This is a genomic window from Streptomyces sp. NPDC031064 (assembly GCF_055570965.1).
Map to the genome: position 1 here is coordinate 607513 of NZ_JBVIGF010000004.1, position 21424 is coordinate 628936.

At 71.8% G+C, this 21424-nt stretch carries 16 protein-coding genes, 1 tRNA gene and 1 pseudogene; 14 read left to right on the forward strand and 4 right to left on the reverse strand.

The window, feature by feature from the left end; all coding sequences use genetic code 11:
- The first annotated feature begins 27 nt into the window (after nt 1-27).
- The 11 genes from ACZ46W_RS18195 (at nt 28) to ACZ46W_RS18245 (ending at nt 16821) form a co-directional block, all read left to right on the forward strand.
- Nucleotides 28-381, forward strand: a complete 354-nt coding sequence (locus tag ACZ46W_RS18195; RefSeq protein WP_468338508.1) for an STAS domain-containing protein — start codon at nt 28-30, stop codon at nt 379-381.
- Nucleotides 382-1102: 721 nt separating this feature from the next.
- Nucleotides 1103-1561, forward strand: coding sequence for an ATP-binding protein (locus ACZ46W_RS18200; protein WP_468338511.1), 459 nt, complete (start codon nt 1103-1105; stop codon nt 1559-1561).
- A gap of 237 nt (nt 1562-1798) precedes the next feature.
- A complete protein-coding gene (locus ACZ46W_RS18205; RefSeq protein ID WP_468338513.1) occupies nt 1799-4189 on the forward strand; it encodes a sodium-translocating pyrophosphatase in 2391 nt (796 codons plus the stop codon).
- Between the two features lie 245 nt (nt 4190-4434).
- Nucleotides 4435-5139 (forward strand): small secreted protein, encoded by a 705-nt coding sequence (locus tag ACZ46W_RS18210; protein ID WP_468338516.1) that lies wholly within the window; start codon nt 4435-4437, stop codon nt 5137-5139.
- Nucleotides 5140-5230: 91 nt separating this feature from the next.
- Entirely contained in the window at nt 5231-6772 is a 1542-nt protein-coding gene (locus ACZ46W_RS18215; protein WP_468338519.1) for a DUF7059 domain-containing protein, read from the forward strand.
- 271 nt (nt 6773-7043) lie between these two features.
- Nucleotides 7044-7241 (forward strand): hypothetical protein, encoded by a 198-nt coding sequence (locus tag ACZ46W_RS18220; RefSeq protein ID WP_468338522.1) that lies wholly within the window; start codon nt 7044-7046, stop codon nt 7239-7241.
- Between the two features lie 368 nt (nt 7242-7609).
- Nucleotides 7610-10486: a type I DNA topoisomerase gene (gene topA, locus ACZ46W_RS18225; protein WP_468338525.1), complete on the forward strand. Its 2877-nt coding sequence runs from the start codon at nt 7610-7612 to the stop codon at nt 10484-10486.
- Nucleotides 10487-10624: 138 nt separating this feature from the next.
- Nucleotides 10625-13771, forward strand: a complete 3147-nt coding sequence (gene tmk, locus ACZ46W_RS18230) for a dTMP kinase (protein WP_468338528.1) — start codon at nt 10625-10627, stop codon at nt 13769-13771.
- A 101-nt stretch (nt 13772-13872) separates the two neighbouring features.
- A complete protein-coding gene (locus ACZ46W_RS18235; protein WP_468338531.1) occupies nt 13873-15078 on the forward strand; it encodes a DNA polymerase III subunit delta' in 1206 nt (401 codons plus the stop codon).
- 53 nt (nt 15079-15131) lie between these two features.
- On the forward strand, nt 15132-16670 hold the full coding sequence (locus ACZ46W_RS18240; RefSeq protein ID WP_468338534.1) for an alpha/beta hydrolase: 1539 nt from the start codon (nt 15132-15134) through the stop codon (nt 16668-16670).
- Nucleotides 16671-16747: 77 nt separating this feature from the next.
- Nucleotides 16748-16821 (forward strand) — tRNA-Thr (locus tag ACZ46W_RS18245).
- A gap of 92 nt (nt 16822-16913) precedes the next feature.
- Here the strand turns inward: ACZ46W_RS18245 and ACZ46W_RS18250 are convergent.
- A pseudogene (locus ACZ46W_RS18250) lies at nt 16914-17198 on the reverse strand (tyrosine-type recombinase/integrase); the annotation flags it as partial.
- Nucleotides 17199-17350: 152 nt separating this feature from the next.
- Between ACZ46W_RS18250 and ACZ46W_RS18255 the strand changes: the two are divergent.
- Entirely contained in the window at nt 17351-17968 is a 618-nt protein-coding gene (locus ACZ46W_RS18255; RefSeq protein WP_468338537.1) for a hypothetical protein, read from the forward strand.
- An 87-nt stretch (nt 17969-18055) separates the two neighbouring features.
- Here the strand turns inward: ACZ46W_RS18255 and ACZ46W_RS18260 are convergent, their stop codons facing one another.
- Complete coding sequence (locus ACZ46W_RS18260; protein WP_468338806.1) at nt 18056-18691, reverse strand: vitamin K epoxide reductase family protein; 636 nt, start codon at nt 18689-18691, stop codon at nt 18056-18058.
- A gap of 127 nt (nt 18692-18818) precedes the next feature.
- Complete coding sequence (locus tag ACZ46W_RS18265) at nt 18819-19328, reverse strand: DUF5949 family protein (RefSeq protein WP_468338540.1); 510 nt, start codon at nt 19326-19328, stop codon at nt 18819-18821.
- A 189-nt stretch (nt 19329-19517) separates the two neighbouring features.
- Between ACZ46W_RS18265 and ACZ46W_RS18270 the strand changes: the two genes are divergently transcribed.
- The gene (locus ACZ46W_RS18270) at nt 19518-19931 is read left to right on the forward strand and encodes a tyrosinase family oxidase copper chaperone (protein WP_468338543.1); all 414 of its coding nucleotides are present in this window, start codon (nt 19518-19520) and stop codon (nt 19929-19931) included.
- Nucleotides 19915-20781 carry a tyrosinase family protein gene (locus ACZ46W_RS18275; protein WP_468338546.1) on the forward strand — a complete coding sequence of 289 codons (867 nt, stop codon included), beginning with the start codon at nt 19915-19917 and terminating at the stop codon, nt 20779-20781. Before ACZ46W_RS18270 ends, ACZ46W_RS18275 begins: the two co-directional genes overlap by 17 nt.
- Nucleotides 20782-20861: 80 nt before the next feature.
- Here the strand turns inward: ACZ46W_RS18275 and ACZ46W_RS18280 are convergent, their stop codons facing one another.
- Nucleotides 20862-21149: a chaplin gene (locus tag ACZ46W_RS18280; RefSeq protein ID WP_366128390.1), complete on the reverse strand. Its 288-nt coding sequence runs from the start codon at nt 21147-21149 to the stop codon at nt 20862-20864.
- Nucleotides 21150-21424: the final 275 nt, after the last annotated feature.

Here is a 21424-nt window from a genome sequence, read left to right on the forward strand (position 1 = left end):
GCTCGATAGCAAGGTGCTGGAGGATCCGTGGACCTGTCCCTGGCGACTCGCAATGTGTCCGGCCCTGGTGGCGACCGTACGGTCGTCGAGGTCGGTGGCGAGATTGATGTGTATACCGCGCCCAAGCTGCGCGAGCAGTTGGTCGAGTTGGTGAATGACGGCAGCTACCACCTGGTTGTCGACATGGAGGGCGTGGACTTCCTCGACTCGACCGGCCTCGGCGTGCTCGTGGGCGGCCTGAAGCGCGTCCGCGCGCACGAGGGCTCGCTGCGCCTGGTCTGCAACCAGGAGCGCATTCTCAAGATCTTCCGGATCACCGGTCTGACCAAGGTGTTCCCGATCCACACCACGGTCGACGAGGCCGTCGCGGCCACCGACTGAGTCGTACGACTGAGCCGGCGCCGCACCGGTGGGTCGCCATCGGACGGCCGCCGTTCGGGGTCCGGCGCTGTCCGGCTCCCGCCCCGGTCCCGGCGCCGTTGGTCTCCGGCTTGTCCGGCCCGTCCGGCTCCGCCGGGCACGGCCCGGCTCCGCGCCGGGTCGTTCGGGACCGGCGCTCCGGGCGTTCCCGGCCCGGCCCGCGCTCGGGTCCCGCCCGGCAGGCAACGGCCGGCATCCGGGAGGGCAACCGGGCCGGTGGGACCGGGCTGGTGGGACCGGGCGACCGGGTCGGCGCGGCCGATCGGCCGACCGGTGCTCGGCCGGTCAACCCGCCGGTCGGCGGACCGGTGGGCCGGGTCGGCCACCACGGCCGGGGCCCGGGGCGCCGTAGGCACCCGGCGGCCGTGGGCGACCGGGCTCGGCCGACTCGTCGGCTCGACCGGCCCAACCGGCCCGACCGGCACCGCCCGGCCGGACCGGCACCAACCGGCCCAACCGGCCCGACCGGCACCGACCGGCCGGACCGGCAGCAACCGGCCCGACCGGCCCGACCGGCACCGACCGGCCGGACCGGCACCGGCCGGCCCGACCAGCTCGACCGGCCCAACCGGCACCCACCGGCTGAGGCCCGGAGAACTGAAGGATTCGGGAGGAAGAGCAGGGTGCCGGGCGTTCAGCCCGGTCCTCTGAGAGGCACGCTCGCACGTCCGAGGGGGACCGCATGGCCACCGTTGAACTCCGCTTCAGCGCCCAGCCCGAGCACGTCAGGACCGCCCGTCTCGTGGCGGCCGCCGTGGCGCGCCGGGCCGGGGTCGATGAAGCCGTGCTGGACGAGGTCAGGCTCGCCGTCGGCGAGGCGTGCTCGCGCGCCGTCGGGCTGCACCGCAGCAACAACGTGACCTCCCCGGTCCGGGTCGTGCTGACCGAGGAGGAGAAGACGTTCTCCATCGAGGTCGGTGACGAGGTCCCGGGCGCGGGCGTCGCGGCGGCCGACGCCGCCGGGGTGCCGGGCAGCCGTGACGCCGCCCCGGCCGAGCAGTTCGACGACGCGGAGGGCGAGGACGAGATGGGCCTCGCGGTCATCACCGGGCTCGTGGACGACGTCGAGGTGTCGGCCGGCGAGGCGGGTGGCGTCATCCGGATGACATGGCCGACGAATCCCACCGCCGTGGTGTCCTGACCATCGGACCGGCGAAATAAAAGGCCCTGCTGAGCAGGGCCTTTTCTCATTTCCTAGATCGTCCTACCGGACGTCAATGGTTTAAAGTCATTACTGCTTTCGAGTGGATTCCTTGCAACGTGCATTTGCCGACTGGCAAGCGAAGGTCAATTCTGTTCTACGGCGCTCTGTTTTGATCAGGTTCTGCTCCCTACAATCCGTCCACGTCTTGAGCTCTTCTGACGTCAAGGAGGACGAATGGCGGGGCTCTTCACCACACAAGTGTCCGACCACCCGACTTCTCTCGCGGCCGCGGTTCTCACCGATGACAACCGGATCATCGTGGTCGTCATCGCGGCCGTGGCCCTGGCCGCCCTGATCGTGGCCCAGCTCCTGGTACGCCAGGTACTGGCGGCCGGTGAGGGCACCGCTGCCATGAAGAAGATCGCGGCTGCCGTCCAGGAAGGCGCGAACGCCTATCTGGCCCGTCAGTTGCGAACCCTCGGCATCTTCGCGGTCGTCGTGTTCTTCCTGCTCATGCTGCTGCCCGCGGACAACTGGTCGCAGCGCGCCGGACGATCACTCTTCTTCCTGGTGGGCGCCCTTTTCTCGGCGGTCACTGGTTACATCGGCATGCGGCTCGCCGTGCGGGCCAATGTGCGCGTGGCGGCAGCCGCGCGTGAGGCGACTCCGGGACCCGGAGAGCCGCAAAAGGATCTGACGACCGTCTCGCACAAGGCGATGAAGATCGCTTTCCGTACGGGTGGCGTCGTCGGCATGTTCACGGTGGGGCTCGGCCTGCTCGGCGCGTCCTGCGTGGTCCTGGTGTACGCGGCCGACGCGCCCAAGGTGCTGGAAGGTTTCGGCTTGGGCGCCGCGCTGATCGCCATGTTCATGCGTGTCGGCGGCGGCATCTTCACCAAGGCCGCCGATGTCGGCGCCGACCTGGTCGGCAAGGTGGAGCAGGGCATCCCCGAGGACGACCCCCGCAACGCCGCCACCATCGCCGACAACGTCGGTGACAACGTCGGCGACTGCGCGGGCATGGCCGCCGACCTCTTCGAGTCCTACGCCGTGACCCTGGTCGCCGCGCTGATCCTCGGCAAGGCGGCGTTCGGAGACCTCGGCCTCGCCTTCCCCCTGATCGTGCCGGCGATCGGCGTGGTCACCGCGATGATCGGCATCTTCGCGGTCGCCCCGCGGCGCGCCGACCGCAGTGGGATGGCCGCGATCAACCGCGGGTTCTTCATCTCCGCCGTGATCTCGCTCGCCCTGGTGGCCGTCGCGGTCTTCGTCTACCTGCCCTCCTCCTACGCCTCCCTCGAAGGCGTCACGGAGGCGGCCATCAGGACGCACGGCGGCGACCCGCGCATCCTCGCGCTCGTCGCGGTCGCCATCGGCATCGTGCTGGCCGCGCTGATCCAGCAGCTCACCGGCTACTTCACCGAGACCAGCCGGCGCCCGGTCAAGGACATCGGGAAGTCGTCCCTGACCGGCCCCGCCACCGTCGTCCTCGCCGGCATCTCCATCGGTCTGGAGTCGGCCGTCTACACCGCGTTGCTGATCGGCCTCTCGGTGTACGGGGCGTTCCTGCTCGGCGGCGCGTCGATCACGCTGGCGCTGTTCGCCGTCGCCCTGGCCGGCACCGGACTGCTCACCACGGTCGGCGTCATCGTCGCCATGGACACCTTCGGCCCGGTCTCCGACAACGCCCAGGGCATCGCCGAGATGTCCGGCGAGGTCGAGGGCTCCGGGGCGCAGGTCCTCACCGACCTCGACGCCGTCGGCAACACCACCAAGGCGATCACCAAGGGCATCGCCATCGCCACGGCCGTACTGGCGGCGGCTGCGCTCTTCGGCTCGTACCGGGACGCCATCGCCACCGCCGTGCGCGACGTCGGCGCCAAGGCGACCGAGATGAACCTGACCATGGACATCTCCCAGCCCAACAACCTGGTCGGCCTGGTCCTCGGCGCCGCGGTCGTCTTCCTCTTCTCCGGGCTGGCGATCAACGCGGTGTCGCGGTCGGCCGGAGCGGTGGTCTACGAGGTGCGCCGGCAGTTCCGCGAGCACCCCGGGATCATGGACTACAGCGAGAAGCCGGAGTACGGGCGCGTCGTCGACATCTGCACCAAGGACGCCCTCCGCGAGCTGGCCACGCCCGGTCTGCTCGCCGTCATGGCGCCCATCGCCGTCGGCTTCACCTTCGGGGTGGGCGCCCTCGGGTCGTACCTCGCAGGGGCCATCGGCACCGGCACCCTGATGGCCGTGTTCCTCGCCAACTCCGGAGGCGCCTGGGACAACGCCAAGAAGCTCGTCGAGGACGGCCATTACGGCGGCAAGGGCAGCGAGGCGCACGCGGCCACCGTCATCGGCGACACGGTCGGCGACCCGTTCAAGGACACCGCCGGACCGGCGATCAACCCGCTGCTGAAGGTGATGAACCTGGTGGCGCTCCTGATCGCGCCCGCCGTCGTCCAGTTCAGTTACGGCGACGACGCCAGCGCCGGCGTACGGGCGGTGGTGGCGACGCTCGCGATCCTCATCATCATCGGTGCCGTGTACGTGTCGAAGAGGCGTACGGTCGCCATGGGTGACGAGGACAACAACACCGCGAGCCGGGTCACCAGCAAGGCGGCGACCTTGTAGACCGGCGCCGGACCGGCGTACACCCGGGGTGGGCCCGGCGTAACACCTGGTCAGGGGACGGGCGGGCGGAGCGTGCTGACGCCCCGTCCGCCCGTTCGGCGCACCGGCGGTGAGAGGCTTCTCTCTCCCGTTTCTCTCTTGATGCAAATGGTTGTAAAAGCGTACGGAACGGTCACATGGCGCGCGAATGTAGCCCACTTGGCGTGTATGTTCCGGGGCCGAGAGCCTTGGAAGGGACCAAACCGGTGAACAAGAAGCTTGCGGTCGCACTGTCCGGCGGTGCGGTACTGATGCTCGCGCTGTCGGGCTGCGGCGGCGACGACGACGGCGGCGACAACAAGGTGGACGCCTGGGCCAAGAAGGTCTGCGACCAGGCGCAGCCGCAGATCCAGAAGAGGGCCAACGCCCAGCAGGCCATCATCTCGACGGCGGCGGACGGCAAGCCCGCCGACATCCAGGCGGCCGACTCGAAGGCCTTCCAGGACATCGCCGACGCGGACAAGGCGCTCGCCAAGGCCGTGCAGGACGCCGGCGTACCGCCCGTCGACAACGGCGAGAAGCTCCAGCAGGACGCGGTCAAGGAGCTCAACGCCACGGCCGTGGCGTACGAGGGCCTCAAGAAGCAGGTCGACGCGCTCGACCCGAAGAACCAGCAGAAGTTCGCCGACGGGCTGCAAGGCGTCGCGGACGGGCTGAAGAAGATCGAGAAGATGGACCAGGACGCGCTGGCCAAGCTGCAGTCCGGCGAGCTGGGCCAGGCGATGGCCAAGCAGCCCGGCTGCCGCAAGGCCGAGGCGACGGTCTCGCCGACCATCCCGCCGGCCAAGCCGGGCCCGGACGCGGCCGCTTCGGCGTCCGCCGGGGCTCCGGCGTCGGCCGGCACTTCGGCGTCGGCCCGTGCCTCGGCAACCGTCGCGGCTTCCGCGTCGTCGAGCAAGGCAGCCCAGTAAGGCGTTCCGGCCCTGACGTAAGAGTGGCCCGGTCTCCCCGCGGGGGCCGGGCCGCGCGTCGATTGTCAGTGGCGGCGGTCACAATGGGCAGGTGAGTACGTCCAGCCTTACCGCCAGCCTCCCGGTGCCCGACCGCGCCGACCGCCTCCGCGACGCCCTGCTCGCCGCCGACTTCACCGCCGACGGCCTGCTCGAACTGCTCGGCGCGCCCGCCTACGCGGCGCTCGCCCGCAGCGAGACGGTTCCCGCCCTGCGCGCCACCCGCGCGGACGGGCCGCTCGCCACGCTCGTCCGCCTCTTCCTCCTCCAGTGCCCCGTGCCGCACGAACGGGCGCGTGTGGCGCTGCCGCTGGACGAGGCGCTCGCAGACGGATGGGTGGTGGAGGAGGGCGGCGAGGTCCGCGCCACCGTGGACGTACGGCCGTACGGCGGGCCCGAGGGCCAGGACTGGTTCATCGTCTCCGACCTGGGCTGCGCCGTGGGCGGCGCGGCCGGGGCGAGCGGCCGTGGCGAGGGCGTGGTCCTCGGCGTGGGCGGCGCGTCGACCACGCTCGCCGGGATCACGGTCCGTACGCCCGTCGCCTCGGCCCTGGACCTGGGCACCGGCTCCGGCATCCAGGCGCTGCACGCCGCGCAGCACGCCACGCGCGTGACGGCGACGGACCTGAACCCGCGGGCGCTGGAGTTCGCCCGGCTCACGCTGGCGCTCTCCGGGGCGCCGGAGGCCGACCTGCGCACCGGTTCGCTGTACGAGCCGGTGGCGTCGGAGACGTACGACCTGATCGTGTCGAACCCGCCGTTCGTGATCTCTCCCCTGGCCTCCGGCATGGGGGGCCCGAGCGCCCGGCTGACCTACCGGGACGGCGGGATGGGCGGGGACGATCTGTGCAGGTCCCTCGTCCAGCAGGCGGGGGAGCGGCTGAACGACGGGGGGTTCGCGCACTTCCTCGCCAACTGGCAGCACGTCGAGGGCGAGGACTGGCAGGACCGGCTGCGCTCCTGGGTGCCGCGTGGGTGCGACGCCTGGATCGTGCAGCGCGAGGTCCAGGAGGTGACGCAGTACGCCGAGCTGTGGCTGCGGGACGCCGGGGACCACCTCCTCGCGGACCGGGAGGAGTACGCGGCGCGGTACGAGGCGTGGCTGGACGAGTTCGAGGCGCGCAAGACCAAGGCGGTCGGCTTCGGCTGGATCACGCTGCGCAAGTCCGGTGCGGACGAGCCGTCCATCGTCATCGAGGAGTGGCCGCACCCGGTGGAGCAGCCCCTCGGCGAGACGGTACGGGCGCACTTCGCGCGCCAGGACTACCTGCGCTCGCGCGACGACGCCGGGCTGCTCGCCGACCACTTCGTGCTGGCGCCGGAGGTGATGCAGGAACAGGTCGGACTGCCCGGCGCGGAGGACCCCGAGCACGTGGTGCTCCGGCAGAACCGGGGCATGCGCCGCGCCACCAAGGTGGACGCCGTTGGCGCGGGCTTCGCGGGCGTCTGCGACGGCACGCTCAGCGCGGGGCGCATCCTGGACGCCATCGCCCAGCTCATGGGCGAGGACCCGGTGCTGCTGCGGGACCGTACGCCGCAGTCGATCCGGCTGCTGGTGGAGGAAGGCTTCCTGGAGCCGGCGCGGGGCGCCTGAGGGCGCCGGGGAATGCCCGCCACGAGGGGTCCCCGCCACGGGGGCTCCCTCACGGGAGGCGAAACCGGCCAACATCCACTCCTCGCGGTGACCCCGCCGGTCCCCTCACCGCCCCCACCGCCGCCCACCCCCCTCCGCACCCGGCGCCGCGCGGGTGAACCCGCGGCGCGTCTCCCGTGCCGTTCACCCACAATTCGCGCCCACGACTCCCAGAGGTGTCAGCCTCGCCCTCGGGGCAACCCAGAGGATCACCGAGGAACGGGGTACGGGCATGGAGAGCGGACCGGCCATCTTCGCCGGGACGGCGTTCACGCTGTTCGGGGCGGGACTGCTGTTGTGGACCGGGACACGCGCGCTGCACCGGGCGCCGGTCGCGCTCGGGGTGAGCCCGGTCGCGGCGATCACGTTCGCGGTTTCGCTGGGCGCGGCCTTCGTGATCCTCGGGGTGTGGTGCTTCGGCCGCGTCTGAGCCTCGCCCGAGCCCCGTCCGCACCTGGTCGGAGCCGAGTCCGGAGCCGCAACCGAGCCGCGTCCGAGTCGCATCCGGAGCCTCGGCCGAGCCGCGTCCCAGGGCGCGGCGGAATGGGGGGCTCCGGGTTCTGAGGGGAGTCCGGGCGGCAGGAATGCCCGGAGTCGGGTTACCGTTCGAGTGGCCGTTGCGGTCTTTTGCCGTTTGACACGGGGGCGGGTTGTACCGTCACACTCCGCAGCGACAGCAGCGTAAACAGCGCGAGCAGCGTCAGAGCACAGCGTCACAGCAGTGCGCAAGGAGTGCACGCGGTGCGACCACACCGCGCGGCACGCGCCACCGAGCGTCGACCGGAGAGAAGAGCGAAGTTGTCCCCGACCAGCGAGACCGCACAGGGCGGCCGCCGACTCGTCATCGTCGAGTCGCCTGCCAAGGCGAAGACGATCAAGGGCTACCTCGGCCCCGGCTACGTCGTCGAGGCGAGCGTCGGGCACATCCGCGACCTCCCCAACGGCGCCGCCGAGGTGCCCGAGAAGTACACCGGCGAGGTGCGCCGCCTCGGGGTGGACGTCGAGCATGACTTCCAGCCCATCTACGTCGTCAACGCCGACAAGAAGGCCCAGGTCAGGAAGCTGAAGGAGCAGCTCGCCGAGTCCGACGAGCTCTTCCTCGCCACCGATGAGGACCGCGAGGGCGAGGCCATCGCCTGGCACCTGCTGGAGGTCCTCAAGCCCAAGGTCCCGGTCCACCGGATGGTGTTCCACGAGATCACCAAGGACGCGATCCAGGCCGCCGTCGCCAACCCGCGCGAGCTGAACAAGCGCATGGTCGACGCCCAGGAGACCCGCCGCATCCTCGACCGCCTTTACGGCTACGAGGTCTCGCCGGTCCTGTGGAAGAAGGTCATGCCCCGGCTGTCCGCCGGCCGGGTCCAGTCCGTCGCCACCCGCCTCGTCGTCGAGCGGGAGCGCGAGCGCATCGCGTTCCGTTCCGCCGAGTACTGGGACCTGACCGGTACGTTCGCCACGGGCCGCACCGGGGACGCCTCCGACCCGTCGAACCTCATCGCCCGCCTCACCACCGTCGACGGCCGGCGCGTCGCCCAGGGCCGTGACTTCGGCCCCGACGGGCGGCTGAAGGCCTCCTCGGGCCAGGTGCTGCACCTGGACGAGGCGAACGCCCGCGCCCTGGCCGCCGCGCTCGCCGACGCGTCGTTCAGCGTCCGGTCCGTCGAGTCGAAGCCGTACCGCCGCTCCCCGTACGCGCCCTTCCGCACCACCACCCTCCAGCAGGAGGCCAGCCGCAAGCTCGGCTTCGGTGCCAAGGCGACGATGCAGATCGCGCAGAAGCTGTACGAGAACGGCTTCATCACGTACATGCGTACGGACTCGACCATCCTGTCCGACACCGCCGTCGCGGCGGCCCGGGCCCAGGTCACGCAGCTCTACGGTGCCGACTACCTGCCCGACACGCCGCGCGTGTACGCCGGCAAGGTCAAGAACGCGCAGGAGGCGCACGAGGCGATCCGTCCCTCGGGTGATCGTTTCCGCACGCCCGCGGAGACCGGCCTGACCGGCGACCAGTTCAAGCTGTACGAGCTGATCTGGAAGCGGACCGTCGCCTCCCAGATGAAGGACGCCGTCGGAAACTCCGTCACCGTCAAGATCGGCGGCCGGGCGAGCGACGGCCGCGACGCCGAGTTCAGCGCGTCCGGCAAGACGATCACGTTCCACGGCTTCATGAAGGCGTACGTCGAAGGCGCCGACGACCCGAACGCCGAGCTCGACGACCGCGAGCGCCGGCTGCCGCAGGTCGCCCAGGGCGACGCGCTGACCGCCGAGGAGATCACGGCGGACGGCCACGCCACGAAGCCGCCGGCCCGCTACACCGAGGCCTCGCTGGTCAAGGAGCTGGAAGAGCGCGAGATCGGCCGCCCGTCGACGTACGCGTCGATCATCGGCACGATCCTGGACCGCGGCTACGTCTTCAAGAAGGGCACGGCCCTCGTGCCGTCCTTCCTGTCCTTCGCGGTCGTCAACCTGCTGGAGAAGCACTTCGGCCGGCTCGTCGACTACGACTTCACCGCGAAGATGGAGGACGACCTCGACCGCATCGCGCGCGGCGAGGCGCAGGCCGTGCCGTGGCTGAAGCGTTTCTACTTCGGCGAGGGCGACGCGACGGTCGCGGCGGGCGGTGCCGCCGAGGCCGGCAACGGCGACGGCGACCACCTCGGTGGCCTGAAGGAGCTGGTCACGGACCTGGGCGCGATCGACGCCCGGGAGATCTCCTCCTTCCCGGTCGGCAACGGCATCGTGCTGCGCGTCGGCCGTTACGGCCCCTACATCGAGCGCGGCGAGAAGGACGCGGAGGGCCACCAGCGCGCCGACGTGCCGGAGGACCTGGCGCCCGACGAGCTGACGATCGAGCTCGCGGAGGAACTGCTGGCCAAGCCGAGCGGTGACTTCGAGCTGGGCACGGACCCGGCGACGGGCCACCAGATCGTGGCCAAGGACGGCCGCTACGGCCCGTACGTCACGGAGATCCTGCCCGAGGGCACCCCGAAGACCGGCAAGAACGCGGTGAAGCCGCGCACGGCCTCCCTCTTCAAGTCGATGTCCCTCGACACGGTGACCCTGGAGGACGCGCTGCGCCTGATGTCGCTGCCGCGCGTGGTGGGCACCGACGCCGAGGGCGTCGAGATCACCGCCCAGAACGGCCGCTACGGCCCGTACCTGAAGAAGGGCACGGACTCGCGGTCGCTGGAGAACGAGGAGCAGCTCTTCACCATCACGCTGGAGGAGGCTCTGGCGATCTACGCCCAGCCGAAGCAGCGTGGCCGCGCCGCCGCCAAGCCCCCGCTGAAGGAGCTGGGCACCGACCCGGTGAGCGAGCGCCCGGTGGTCGTCAAGGACGGCCGCTTCGGGCCGTACGTCACCGACGGCGAGACGAACGCCACGCTGCGGACCGGCGACAGCGTGGAGACGATCACGCCGGAGCGCGGGTACGAGCTGTTGGCGGAGAAGCGCGCGAAGGGCCCGGCGAAGAAGACCGCCAAGAAGGCGGCGGCCAAGAAGGCCCCGGCGAAGAAGACCGCCGCGAAGAAGACGGCGACGGCCAAGAAGACGGCCGCGAAGACGACGACGGCCAAGAAGGCGACCGCCAAGAAGACGACGGCGAAGAAGGCGACGGCGAAGGCCACGGCCTCCAGGACCGCGTCGGCGTCGTCGGCGTCGTCGGAGGAGTGACCAGCCGCTGACGGTTGACGGCCGACGGCTGACGGCACCAGCACCGCCCCGGGGCCTCGCCCCGGGGCGGTGCTGCTGGTCAGCCGTTTGTTCGGGCGGGGACGACTGGGTGTCAGTCGGTCCGGATAGGCTGATGGGATGACGCGAGCCGAGCAGCCAACGGTCTTGAGCCCCACCTCAGACTCCGACGCCGCACTTGCCGCAGACTCCCGCGAGCGCGCCGTACGGGCTCTGTTGCGCACCCCGCCGCTGAGGCGGCTGTGGAGCGCGCAGCTCGTCGGCGGGATCGGCGATGCCCTCGCCCTGCTCGTCCTGGTGCTGCTGGCCCTGCAGGCGGCGGTCGTCGAAGGCGCCTTCGGAGGCGGGTACCGGGGCGCGGCCTTCGCGGTCGCCGCCGTCTTCGGGGCCCGGGTGCTGTCCACGCTCCTGTTCGGCGCCGTCCTGCTCGGCCCGCTGACCACGCTCACCGCCCCCAAGGGCCCCCTGGACCGGCGCTGGACCATGGTCGGCGCCGACGGCGTACGGGTCGTGCTGCTGGTCATCGCGCCGCTGTGGATCGACTGGACGCCCGACCAGGCCTTCGCGTTCCTCCTCGGCACCGCCTTCCTGGCCGGGGTCGCCGAGCGCTTCTGGACCGTCGCCAAGGAGGGCGCGGCCCCCGCGCTGCTGCCCGCCCCGCCCCTGGAGGGCGCCGCCGTACGGCCGCTGCCGGACCACATGGACGCGCTGCGCCGCCTGTCGCTGCGCACGGGCTTCGCCGCCATCCCCGGCGCCGCCGCCGCGCTGCTGGTCGCCACGCTGATCGGGAACGTGCTGGGGACGGGCATCGACTGGTTCTCCGGCCACCAGGCGGCCCTCGGCTCGTACGTGGCGGCCGGACTGTTCGCCGCGTCCGTCTCCGTCCTGTACTTCCTGGAACTGCCCGACGCCCAGACGCCGCGCCCCCGCTCCCCGCTGGAGGGCCTGCGCCGCCCGTCGACCGGCAACGGCGTCGACAAGGGGCGTACGGGAGCCATACCGCTGCTCGTGCTGGCCTGCGCCGCCGTCGCCGGAGCCGTCGCGTCCGCCGCCGCCGTCGCCGCCCTGCACGCCAGGGACCTCGGCGGGGGTCCCGTCGCGTTCGCGCTCCTGGTGCTGGTGCTGACCGGCGGCGCGGGCCTCGGCATCCGCCGCGCCCCGTCCGTACTGCCCGCCCTCTCCCGGCGCCGCCTGCTGGCGCTCGCGACCGCCTCCATGGGCGTCGCGCTGCTCGCCCTGGGGCTGGTGCCCGACACGGCGACCGTGCTGTTCGTCGCGCTCGGCGCGGGCTTCGCGGCCGGTGTCGCCGCCAACACCGGGCACACCCTGCTGGACCAGGAGACGGAGGAGTACCGGCGGCCGCGGCTGACCGAGCACCTCCACGCCGTCGTACGGGTGTCCATCGCGCTCGGCGCGCTCGCCGCCCCGCTGCTGGCGGCCGCCATCGGCCCGCACCGGCTCGCCAGCGGCGACTTCGTCTTCGCGCACGGCGGCGCGGCCTTCACGCTGATGCTGGTCGGCGCCCTGCTGCTGCCCGTCGCGGCACTGGTGCTGGCCAAGACGGACGACCGTTCCGGCGTGCCGCTGCGCCGCGACCTGCGGGACGCGCTGCGCGGCGGGGACCCGGCGCAGGCGCCGTCGAAGACCGGGTTCTTCATCGCCCTGGAGGGCGGCGACGGCGCCGGCAAGTCCACGCAGGTGGAGGCGCTGGCCGAGTGGATCCGCGCGAAGGGCCACGAGGTGGTCGTCACGCGCGAGCCGGGCGCCACACCGATCGGCAAGCGGCTGCGCTCCATCCTCCTCGACGTGTCGAGCGCCGGGCTGTCCAACCGCGCGGAGGCGCTGCTGTACGCCGCCGACCGCGCCGAGCACGTCGACTCGCTGGTCCGCCCGGCCCTGGAGCGGGGCGCCATCGTCATCTCCGACCGGTACATCGACTCGTCCGTCGCCTACCAGGGTGCGGGCCGCGACCTGTCGCCCACCGAGATCGCCCGCATCAACCGCTGGGCCACCGGTGGACTCGTACCCCACCTGACCGTTCTCCTCGACGTGTCGCCCGAGACCGCGCGGGAGCGGTTCACGGAGGCGCCGGACCGGCTGGAGTCGGAGCCGGCGGAGTTCCACCGGCGCGTACGGGCGGGCTTCCTCGCCCTCGCGGCGGCGGACCCCGGGCGGTACCTGGTGGTGGACGCGGGGCAGGAGCCGGAGTCCGTCACCACGGTCATCCGCCACCGGCTCGACCAGGTGCTCCCCCTCTCCGAGGCCGAGGTGAAGGCCATGGAGGCGGCGCGCAAGGCGGCCGAGGAGGAGGCCCGGCGCAAGGCCGAGGAAGAGGCGGCGCGCAAGGCCGAGGAGGAGCGCCTGGAGCGTGAGCGCCAGGAGCAGCTCGCCAGGCTGCGCGCCGAGGAGGAGGAGCGCAAGCGCCGCGAGGAGGAAGAGGCGCGGCAGCGCGAGGCCGAGCGGCAGGCCGAGGAGGCCAGGCGGCGGGCGGAGGAGGCGCGCCGGCTCGCCGAGGAGGAGCGGCGCCGCCGCGAGGCCGAGGAGAAGGCCCGCCGCGAGGAGCAGGAGCGGCTGCGCAAGCTCAAGGAGGAGCAGGAGCGGCTGCGCGCCGAGGCCGAGGCACGGCGCCTGGAGAAGCAGCGCAAGGCCGAGGAGGCCCTGCTGCGCGCCGAGGAGGCACGGCGGCGCGCGGAGGAGGCGGCCGCGGCGGCGTCCGCGTCCGCCGCGGAGACCACGGTGCCGACGCCGGTCGTCAACCCGGACCAGGAGACCCAGGAGGTCCCGGCGCCGCGCGTCAACATGCGCAAGGACGACGACGAGACGGCTCTCCTTCCGCCCGTACGGGACACGGGCGCGGCGGCCGACGACGAGACGACCGTGCTGCGCGCGGTGCGCGACACCGGGCCTGCCGACACCGACGCGGCCGGTCCCGCCACCACCACCGGTTCGCCTGCCGACCCCAGCGACACCACCGGCCCCACCGGCCCCACCGGCCCCGCCGACGAGACGGCGGTCCTGCCGCCCGTCCGGGACGCGGGGCCCGCCGACCGCGTGCCGCCGGGGTTCTTCCGTGACGAGGAGCCCGGGCGCGCCGCCGTGGAGCGGACCCGGGAGCTGCCGCAGGTCGACGAGCAGGGCCGGCCCCGGCGCCGCTCGGACTGGGCGGAGGAGACCCCGCTGGACGACCTGCCGACGCTCGCGGACGAGCTGCTCGGCCCGCACGACGACGACCAGGACTACGGGGCGGGAGGCGGCCGCCGCCGCTGACGGGCGCCTCCCGTCAGCGGCGGCCCGGCGATCGTTGTCAGACCCCTGCCCCACAATGGGAAGCCGGATCGATACGTACGTCCGCAGGAAGGCGGTGACCCATGCCCGTATGGGACGACCTGGTCGGCCAGGACCGTGTCCAGGAGCAGTTGCGGGCCGCCGCCCGTGACGCCGACGCACTCGTCACCGCCGACGCGGGCGGCACGGCGCCGCCGGACGCGTCGAAGATGACCCACGCGTGGCTGTTCACCGGTCCGCCCGGCTCCGGGCGGACCACCGCCGCCCGGGCGTTCGCCGCCGCGCTCCAGTGCGTCAGCCCCGACCGGGCGCTCGGCGGGGAGCCGGGCTGCGGATTCTGCGACGGCTGCCACACGGCGCTGGTAGGCACGCACGCGGACGTGTCGACGGTCGCCGCCGTGGGCACGCAGATCCTGGTCGACGACATGCGGGACACGGTCCGCAAGTCGTTCACGTCGCCGGCGAACGGCCGCTGGCAGGTCATCCTCGTCGAGGACGCCGAGCGGCTGAACGAGAAGTCCGCCAACGCGGTCCTGAAGGCGGTGGAGGAGCCCGCCCCCCGCACGGTGTGGCTGCTGTGCGCGCCCTCCATCGAGGACGTCCTGCCCACCATCCGCTCCCGCTGCCGCCACCTGACGCTGCGGACGCCGCCGGTCGAGGCCGTCGCCGACGTCCTGATCCGGCGCGAAGGCATCGAGCCGGAGGCCGCGTACGCCGCCGCCCGCGCCACCCAGGGCCACATCGACCACGCACGCCGCCTCGCCACCGACGAGCGCGCCCGGGCCCGCCGGGCGACGGTCCTCAAGGTGCCGCTGCGGGTGGACGACATCGGCGGCTGCCTCAAGGCGGCCCAGGAGCTGATCGACGCGGCGGCCGAGGACGCCAAGGAGGTCGCCGAGGGCACCGACGTCAAGGAGACCGAGGAGCTGAAGGCCGCGCTCGGGGCCGCACCCGGAGGCAGGATGCCGCGCGGCACCGCCGGCGCGATGAAGGAGCTGGAGGACAAGCAGAAGCGCCGTAGGACCCGTACGCAGCGCGACAGCCTGGACCTGGCCCTCGGCGAGCTGACGAGCTTCTACCGCGACGTCCTCGCCCTTCAGCTCGGCTCCGGCACGGCCCTGGCCAACGAGGACGTGCGCGACGCGCTGGACCGGATAGCCCGCGAGTCGACACCCGAGCGGACGCTGCGCCGGATCGAGGCGGTGCTCGCCTGCCGGGAGGCCATGGACCGCAATGTGGCGCCGCTGCTCGCGGTGGAGGCGATGACCATGGCCCTCCGCCAGGGGTAACCCGTACGGGTAGTCGCGGGCACGAGGCGTGAGCATCCGGCTACGCTCCGGGGATGGACTCCAGCCGTCTGCTCCGCACGTCCGCCATCACCCTGTCGGTCTTCGGCCTGCTCCTGGCCGGCTGCACGGAAGGGGGTACGACACCGGCCGCCTCCGCCCCGGCCGCGTCCTCGGCCGCCTCGGCCGAGCAGCTCAAGGCGTACTACGGCCAACGGCTGACCTGGCGCGCGTGCGGTGCCCCCGGCTTCGAGTGCGCCACGCTCAAGGTCCCCCTCGACTACGCCGAGCCGCACGGCGAGCAGATCAAGCTCGCCGTCTCCCGGGTCAAGGCCACCGGCCCCGGCAAGCGCCTCGGCTCCCTGCTCGTCAACCCGGGCGGCCCCGGCGGCTCGGCGGTCGGCTACCTCCAGGGGTACGCGGGCGTCGGCTACCCCGCCCCCGTGCGCGCCCGCTACGACGTGGTCGCCGTCGACCCGCGCGGCGTGGCCCGCAGCGAGCCCGTCCGGTGCCTCGACGGCCCGCAGATGGACGCGTACACGCAGGTGGACCAGACCCCCGACGACCCGGGCGAGACCGACCGCCTCGCCGCCGCCTTCCAGAAATTCGCGGCCGGTTGCCGGCAGCGCTCCGGCCGGATCCTGCCCCACGTCTCCACGGTCGAGACCGCCCGCGACATGGACATCCTCCGCGCGGTCCTCGGGGACAAGCGGCTGAACTACGTCGGCGCCTCCTACGGCACGTTCCTGGGCGCGACGTACGCCGAGCTGTTCCCCTCCCGCACCGGCAGGCTGGTCCTGGACGGGGCGATGGACCCGTCCCTGCCGACCGCCGAGCTGAACCGCGACCAGACGGCCGGCTTCGAGACGGCCTTCCGCTCCTTCGCCGCCGACTGCGTCGAGCAGCCGGACTGCCCGCTGGGCACCGAGTCGCCCACGGCCGCGGCCGCCCGCCTCAAGGCGTTCTTCGCCGCGCTCGACGACCGGCCCGTCCCCACCGGCGAGAGCCGCGAACTGGGCGAGGCGCTGGCCACCACGGGTGTGATCGCCGCCATGTACGACGAGTCCGCCTGGCCCCAGCTCCGCGAGGCACTGACCCGGGCGATGGGCGGCGAGGGCTCCGCCCTGCTGGCCCTGGCCGACGGCTACTACGAGCGCGACGACGACGGCACGTACTCGAACCTGATGTACGCCAACGCCGCCGTGAACTGCCTCGACCAGCCGCCCGCCTTCACCAGCCCCGACCAGGTCGCCGCCGCCGTCCCCTCCTTCGAGAAGGCGTCCTCGGTCTTCGGCGAGGGCCTCGCCTGGGCGTCCCTGAACTGCGCGTACTGGCCCACCAAGGCCACCGGCACCGCCCACCGCATCGAGGCGAACGGCGCCGCACCGATCGTCGTCGTCGGCACCACCCGCGACCCCGCCACCCCCTACAAGTGGGCCAAGTCCCTCGCCGCCCAGCTCTCCTCCGGCACCCTCCTGACCTACGACGGCGACGGCCACACCGCCTACGGCCGCGGCAGCGACTGCGTCGACACCGCGATCAACACCTACCTCCTGGACGGCACGGTCCCCCCGCCCGGAAAGCGCTGCCGCTGACGCGTGTGCGAGGCACCCCCTGGACCTGTGTAAACTGGTCCCCGCTGCTGCACCTCCCAGGGGGATCGCACGGCACTGCCGCCTTAGCTCAGTTGGCCAGAGCAACGCACTCGTAATGCGTAGGTCTCGGGTTCGAATCCCGAAGGCGGCTCACTCTGGAACCCCAGGTCAGACTCTTCTGACCTGGGGTTTTGTGGTTCAGTGGACGCGACGGCGGAGCCGGGAGCGTGCCGCGCGTGTGACCGTGGTCTCAGTTCTGGTCTCAGTCGGGGGTTCGGCGGGCCCCGGATCTGCGGCCGGAGCTGGGGGAGGAACGCGTCTCCGGCGGCGGTGTGCGATCTTCAGCGCCCGCGACAGGATGCGGTGCACCTTGAGCACGTGGGAGGGGGCGTGTCCCTCCTCCGGCATCGCCGCGTGCGTCGTTTCCAGGTGCTCCGGTTCCAGCTTGTTCAGCCGGTGCTGACCGATGCCCGGGATGATGTCGTTGCGGGTCTTGGACGAGTAGTCGTCCAGCGATCGTGGCCTGACCGGCCGGACGGGAGGGCCGTCCCCTCTCCACAGTGGCGCCTCTGCATCCTGGGGTTCGCCGTCCGCTTCTCGTGGGAGCCAGGGCGGGGCCCTGTGTAAAGCCCCTTAGTATCGAGCGAATTGACGATCAATCATGGAAGGACGGGGGCGTCATGGTGATGCGGAAGACGTGCGGTGGGCTTGTCGGGCTCGCGCTGGTACTGGCGCTGGCCGGCTGCTCGGACGATGGCGGAACGAATGCCGGTGGCGAGAAGGCGGCCGTCGGACCGCTCACCCCGTCCCAGGTGGCGCAGGCCATTCCGAGCGAGCTGGCCGCGCCCAAGGGGTGGAAGGGTCGGACTCCGCAGGTTCAAGAGGGCAGCGAAATACAGGAGTTCTGTCAGATGAAGGGCGCTTGGAACTGCGCCGGACTCACCGGCGTAGCGACTACCCAGCACTTCGAGCTGGACAGCGGCGGTGAGACCGACGTGGACTTCGAGCTGCTGGCTTACGACTCCGTCGAGAGCGCCAAGGCCGGCATGAAGACGGTGGTCGCCCGGCACCATGAGAAGAACACTGCCGCGATCAAGCCCTTGACGATCGAGGTGGGCGCCGATGAGACCGACGCCTACACGAAGGAAGAATCCACGGTTGCGGCGCTCCGCGTCGGCACTGTCGTAGCCCTTGTGTACGGCCATTCGCTGCCGAAGGACCACGACTTGCGGTCCTTCGCCACGATGCAGGTGCAGCGCATCACCACCGTCGCCGCCGGTAAGAACCCGGACGCCTAGGCGGACGCCTCCTGGGCGTCGGCGGACGTCCACGGAGAGGCCCGGAACAAGATCGGACAACTCGTCATGCGTACCCGCCCGGGCTCGTCAGCTTGTCCAGAAGGTCCACCAGCGGGTGAGGATCAGCATGCCGATGATCCCGATGTGGAGCGCGGGCAGGACCCAGGTGAACTCGTCGAGGAAACCCCGCACCGCGCGCGGGGCGGGGAGCAGGCCCTTGCGGAGGGTGTGGGAGGTCACGTACCAGAACATGACGATGGTCGCGGCCCAGGCCGAGCAGCACCACAGGCAGAGCGAGCCGATCTCGTAGAGGGACTGGTGCATCAGCCAGGTGCAGAAGCCGACTCCGAAGAGCGTCCCGGTGTTCAGGCCCAGCCAGTACCAGCGCCGCAGGCGGGCGCCCGAGAGGAGTGCCGCGCCGATGGCGATCACCATGCCGTAGGTCACCAGCCCGAGCATCGGGTTGGGGAACCCGAACACCGACGCCTGCTCGCTCTTCATGATGTTGCCGCACGACACCACCGGGTTGAGGCTGCACCCCGGGGTGAAGGACGGGTCCTCGAGCAGTCTGAACTTGTCCAGCGTGATCACCCACGCCGCGAGCAGCCCGACCGCGCCCGTGATCACCAGCAGCCACGCGAGCGGCCGGCCGGCGCCGACCGTGATGTCCCGCTCGCGATCCTCAGTCCGGGCGAGGGGCGCCTCGTCCTTCACGCGCGTCATCGTCATGGCGGCGACGTTACACGCCGAATCCTTTCGTCGCGGTTTTCCCCGATTTCTTCCCCGGAACGAGGGAAAGCCCCGGCGGCAGGTCAACGCGCCTGCCGCCGGGGCCTCTTCGGGGGAAGGGTCAGGTACGTACCCTGCGCACGGGCAGCAGGCAGTGGGCGCTCTGCTCCACCAGCTCGTCGGCACCGACGAACGCCCGCAACTGCTCCTCGCTGACCGGCTGTCCCTGCACGGCCTCGGGCCACGGGCGCAGCGAGCAGATCAGATAGGCCTTGCCGGTCTCGTGGGCGGCCTTCTCCCACTCCGGCGGCACCGGACACTGCACCTTCATGAACGGCAGGTTGAGCACGGCCTGTTCGGCCTCCACCAGCAGCGTGACCGGAACGCGGGTCTCGCGGGTGAGGTCCGTGACCTTGTCGCCGATGGACAGGCCGGCCTTCTCCAACTCGCTCCGCAGCGCCTCCGCCCCCGCCTCGGGCCCGTCCCGGCCGTCCCCGAGGGAGTACACCATCAGGAACGGCATGACGGGCGCATCGGACTCGGGCTCGGGCTCATTGGCCCACGGGATGACGGCAAGGGTCCCCAGGAGGGATTCCTGCTGCCCCGGGGTTGCGGCGGTGGAAGAGGTCATGCTGCCGGATGGTAGTGGCGTCTTGCGGTGCCTTCGGATGGGTTTCCACCCGTTCAGCCGATATGCCGGGCCAATGATTCACCTGGCCGGGTAATGGCCCGGTGAGGGATGCGGTTACGCCCTCCGGAACGGTTCAGGTGCGGGGTCGTTGTGCCCGGTGGGAGCCACGATGAGCAGGGAGCCCGATCGATGAGCGTCGTACAGCCGTTGTCCCGCCTCCTCCCGCGCCGGCGCGCCGCGCTGCGGGCACTGTTCACCCTGACCGTCACCGCGTTCACCGGCGGGACGCTCGCCCATGTCGCCGCCACGCCCCGCGACGGGGCGGCACGGACGCGGTCGTGGGCGCCCGGGGCGGGGTTCGACGAGATGTACAAGGGGCGGCACATCCAGGGCGAGCCCCTGCCACCGGACGGGCGGCGATTCGGCGTACGGGTCGACGGCAGGCCCCTGCACCTGATGCGGTGCGCCGACGGCGGCTACCTCACGCCCGTCGACCACTACCAGTCGTACCCGACGCCCCTGGCCGCCACCCGCGCCGCCGTGGACGAGCTGGGCTCCGCCCGGCTCGCCCCGGGAGGAGGACACCATGGCGTACGTTCGTAAGAACCAGCGCGACCTGACCGGCGCCGAGCGCAAGAAGTTCGTCAGCGCCGTCCTGGCGCTGAAGCGCAGCGGCCGGTACGACGACTTCGTCCGCACGCACATCGAGTACTACAGCGCGGACGGCGACGACGATCTGCGGGTCGCGCACATGGCGCCGTCCTTCCTGCCCTGGCACCGGCAGTACCTGCTGGAGTTCGAGCGGGCGCTCAGGAGCGTCGACCCGACGGTGACCGTCCCCTACTGGGACTGGACCCGCGACAACACCCCCGCCGCGTCCCTGTGGGGCGAGGACTTCATGGGCGGCAACGGGCGGCGCGGCGACCACCAGGTGATGACCGGCCCCTTCGCGTACGCCAGGGGGAACTGGCCGATCACGGTCGGCGTCACCGAATCACCGTTCCTGACGCGGAACTTCGGCAACCCGGCCAACCCCATCGGGCTGCCCACCGCGCGGGAACTGGCCGGGGCGACCGCCGAGACCGTGTACGACTCCGCGCCCTGGGACTCCACCAGCCGCACCGGCTTCCGCAACGCGCTGGAGGGCTGGACCCGGCAGAGCGGCAACGGCCGCTGGCGCAACCACAATCGCGTCCACCGGTGGGTCGGCGGTCTGATGCTCGGCGGCGCGTCCGTCAACGACCCGGTCTTCTGGCTCCACCACTCCTTCATCGACCTGATCTGGTCGCGCTGGCAGCGGAAGAACCCCAGGGCCCGCTACCTGCCCGCCACACCGCCCCCGCCCGGCTCGGCCCAGTACCGCCGGGTCGTCGCGCGGAACGAGCCCATGCCGCCGTTCAAGGTCACCCCCGCCGACGTAGCCGACCACCACCACATCTACCGCTACGCGTGACCGGCCGGAGACGCGGAACGGCCCCCCGGCCGGTGAGCCGGGGGGCCGTATGCTGCTGACGTGGTTGTACGCCGCGGTGTTCAGCCGCCGTAGCCGCCCTTGTGGTCCTTGTGGTCCTTCTTGTGACCGTCGACGTTTGCGCACTGGTTGCCGAACGCGGGGTTGAGCAGACCGATGATGTCGATGGTGTTGCCGCACAGGTTGATCGGGATGTGGATCGGGACCTGGATCGCGTTGCCGGAGATGACACCGGGGGACTCGACGGCAGCGGCGTCGGACCGCGCGTCGGCGACGGCCATGCCGGTTCCGCTCAGGGCGACAGCACCCGTGCCGACGATGACGGCGGCAGCCTTCGCGATGCGAGACATCAAAATCTCCTTGTACGTGGAAATCCGACCGCGGAACCGCGGTCGTCACTCCCCTACAACGCCGCTTTTCAGGACGGGTAACGGCCGCGCCACTCCAACAGCCGGTCGTGGCACAGGGTTCGCCCTTTTGGACGCAGGGAGTGCGGGGGAAGGGAATTCGGGGACGGGGGGGAACTTGTGCTTGAACTTGTGGGGGGTGGGGGGGAGAGGGGGACTTGTTGGACGGAGCGGGGGCTTGAGGAGGAAAGGGAACGTGCGGGGCGATGGGATTTGCG

Coding starts and splice junctions, on each gene's coding strand:
- ACZ46W_RS18275 (WP_468338546.1), top strand. CDS start 19,915: ATGGCGTACGTTCGTAAGAACCAGCGCGACCTGACCGGCGCCGAGCGC.
- ACZ46W_RS18280 (WP_366128390.1), bottom strand. CDS start 21,149: ATGTCTCGCATCGCGAAGGCTGCCGCCGTCATCGTCGGCACGGGTGCT.
- ACZ46W_RS18255 (WP_468338537.1), top strand. CDS start 17,351: ATGGTGATGCGGAAGACGTGCGGTGGGCTTGTCGGGCTCGCGCTGGTA.
- ACZ46W_RS18220 (WP_468338522.1), top strand. CDS start 7,044: ATGGAGAGCGGACCGGCCATCTTCGCCGGGACGGCGTTCACGCTGTTC.
- ACZ46W_RS18270 (WP_468338543.1), top strand. CDS start 19,518: ATGAGCGTCGTACAGCCGTTGTCCCGCCTCCTCCCGCGCCGGCGCGCC.
- ACZ46W_RS18200 (WP_468338511.1), top strand. CDS start 1,103: ATGGCCACCGTTGAACTCCGCTTCAGCGCCCAGCCCGAGCACGTCAGG.
- ACZ46W_RS18205 (WP_468338513.1), top strand. CDS start 1,799: ATGGCGGGGCTCTTCACCACACAAGTGTCCGACCACCCGACTTCTCTC.
- ACZ46W_RS18235 (WP_468338531.1), top strand. CDS start 13,873: ATGCCCGTATGGGACGACCTGGTCGGCCAGGACCGTGTCCAGGAGCAG.
- ACZ46W_RS18240 (WP_468338534.1), top strand. CDS start 15,132: ATGGACTCCAGCCGTCTGCTCCGCACGTCCGCCATCACCCTGTCGGTC.
- ACZ46W_RS18265 (WP_468338540.1), bottom strand. CDS start 19,328: ATGACCTCTTCCACCGCCGCAACCCCGGGGCAGCAGGAATCCCTCCTG.
- tmk (WP_468338528.1), top strand. CDS start 10,625: ATGACGCGAGCCGAGCAGCCAACGGTCTTGAGCCCCACCTCAGACTCC.
- ACZ46W_RS18260 (WP_468338806.1), bottom strand. CDS start 18,691: ATGACGCGCGTGAAGGACGAGGCGCCCCTCGCCCGGACTGAGGATCGC.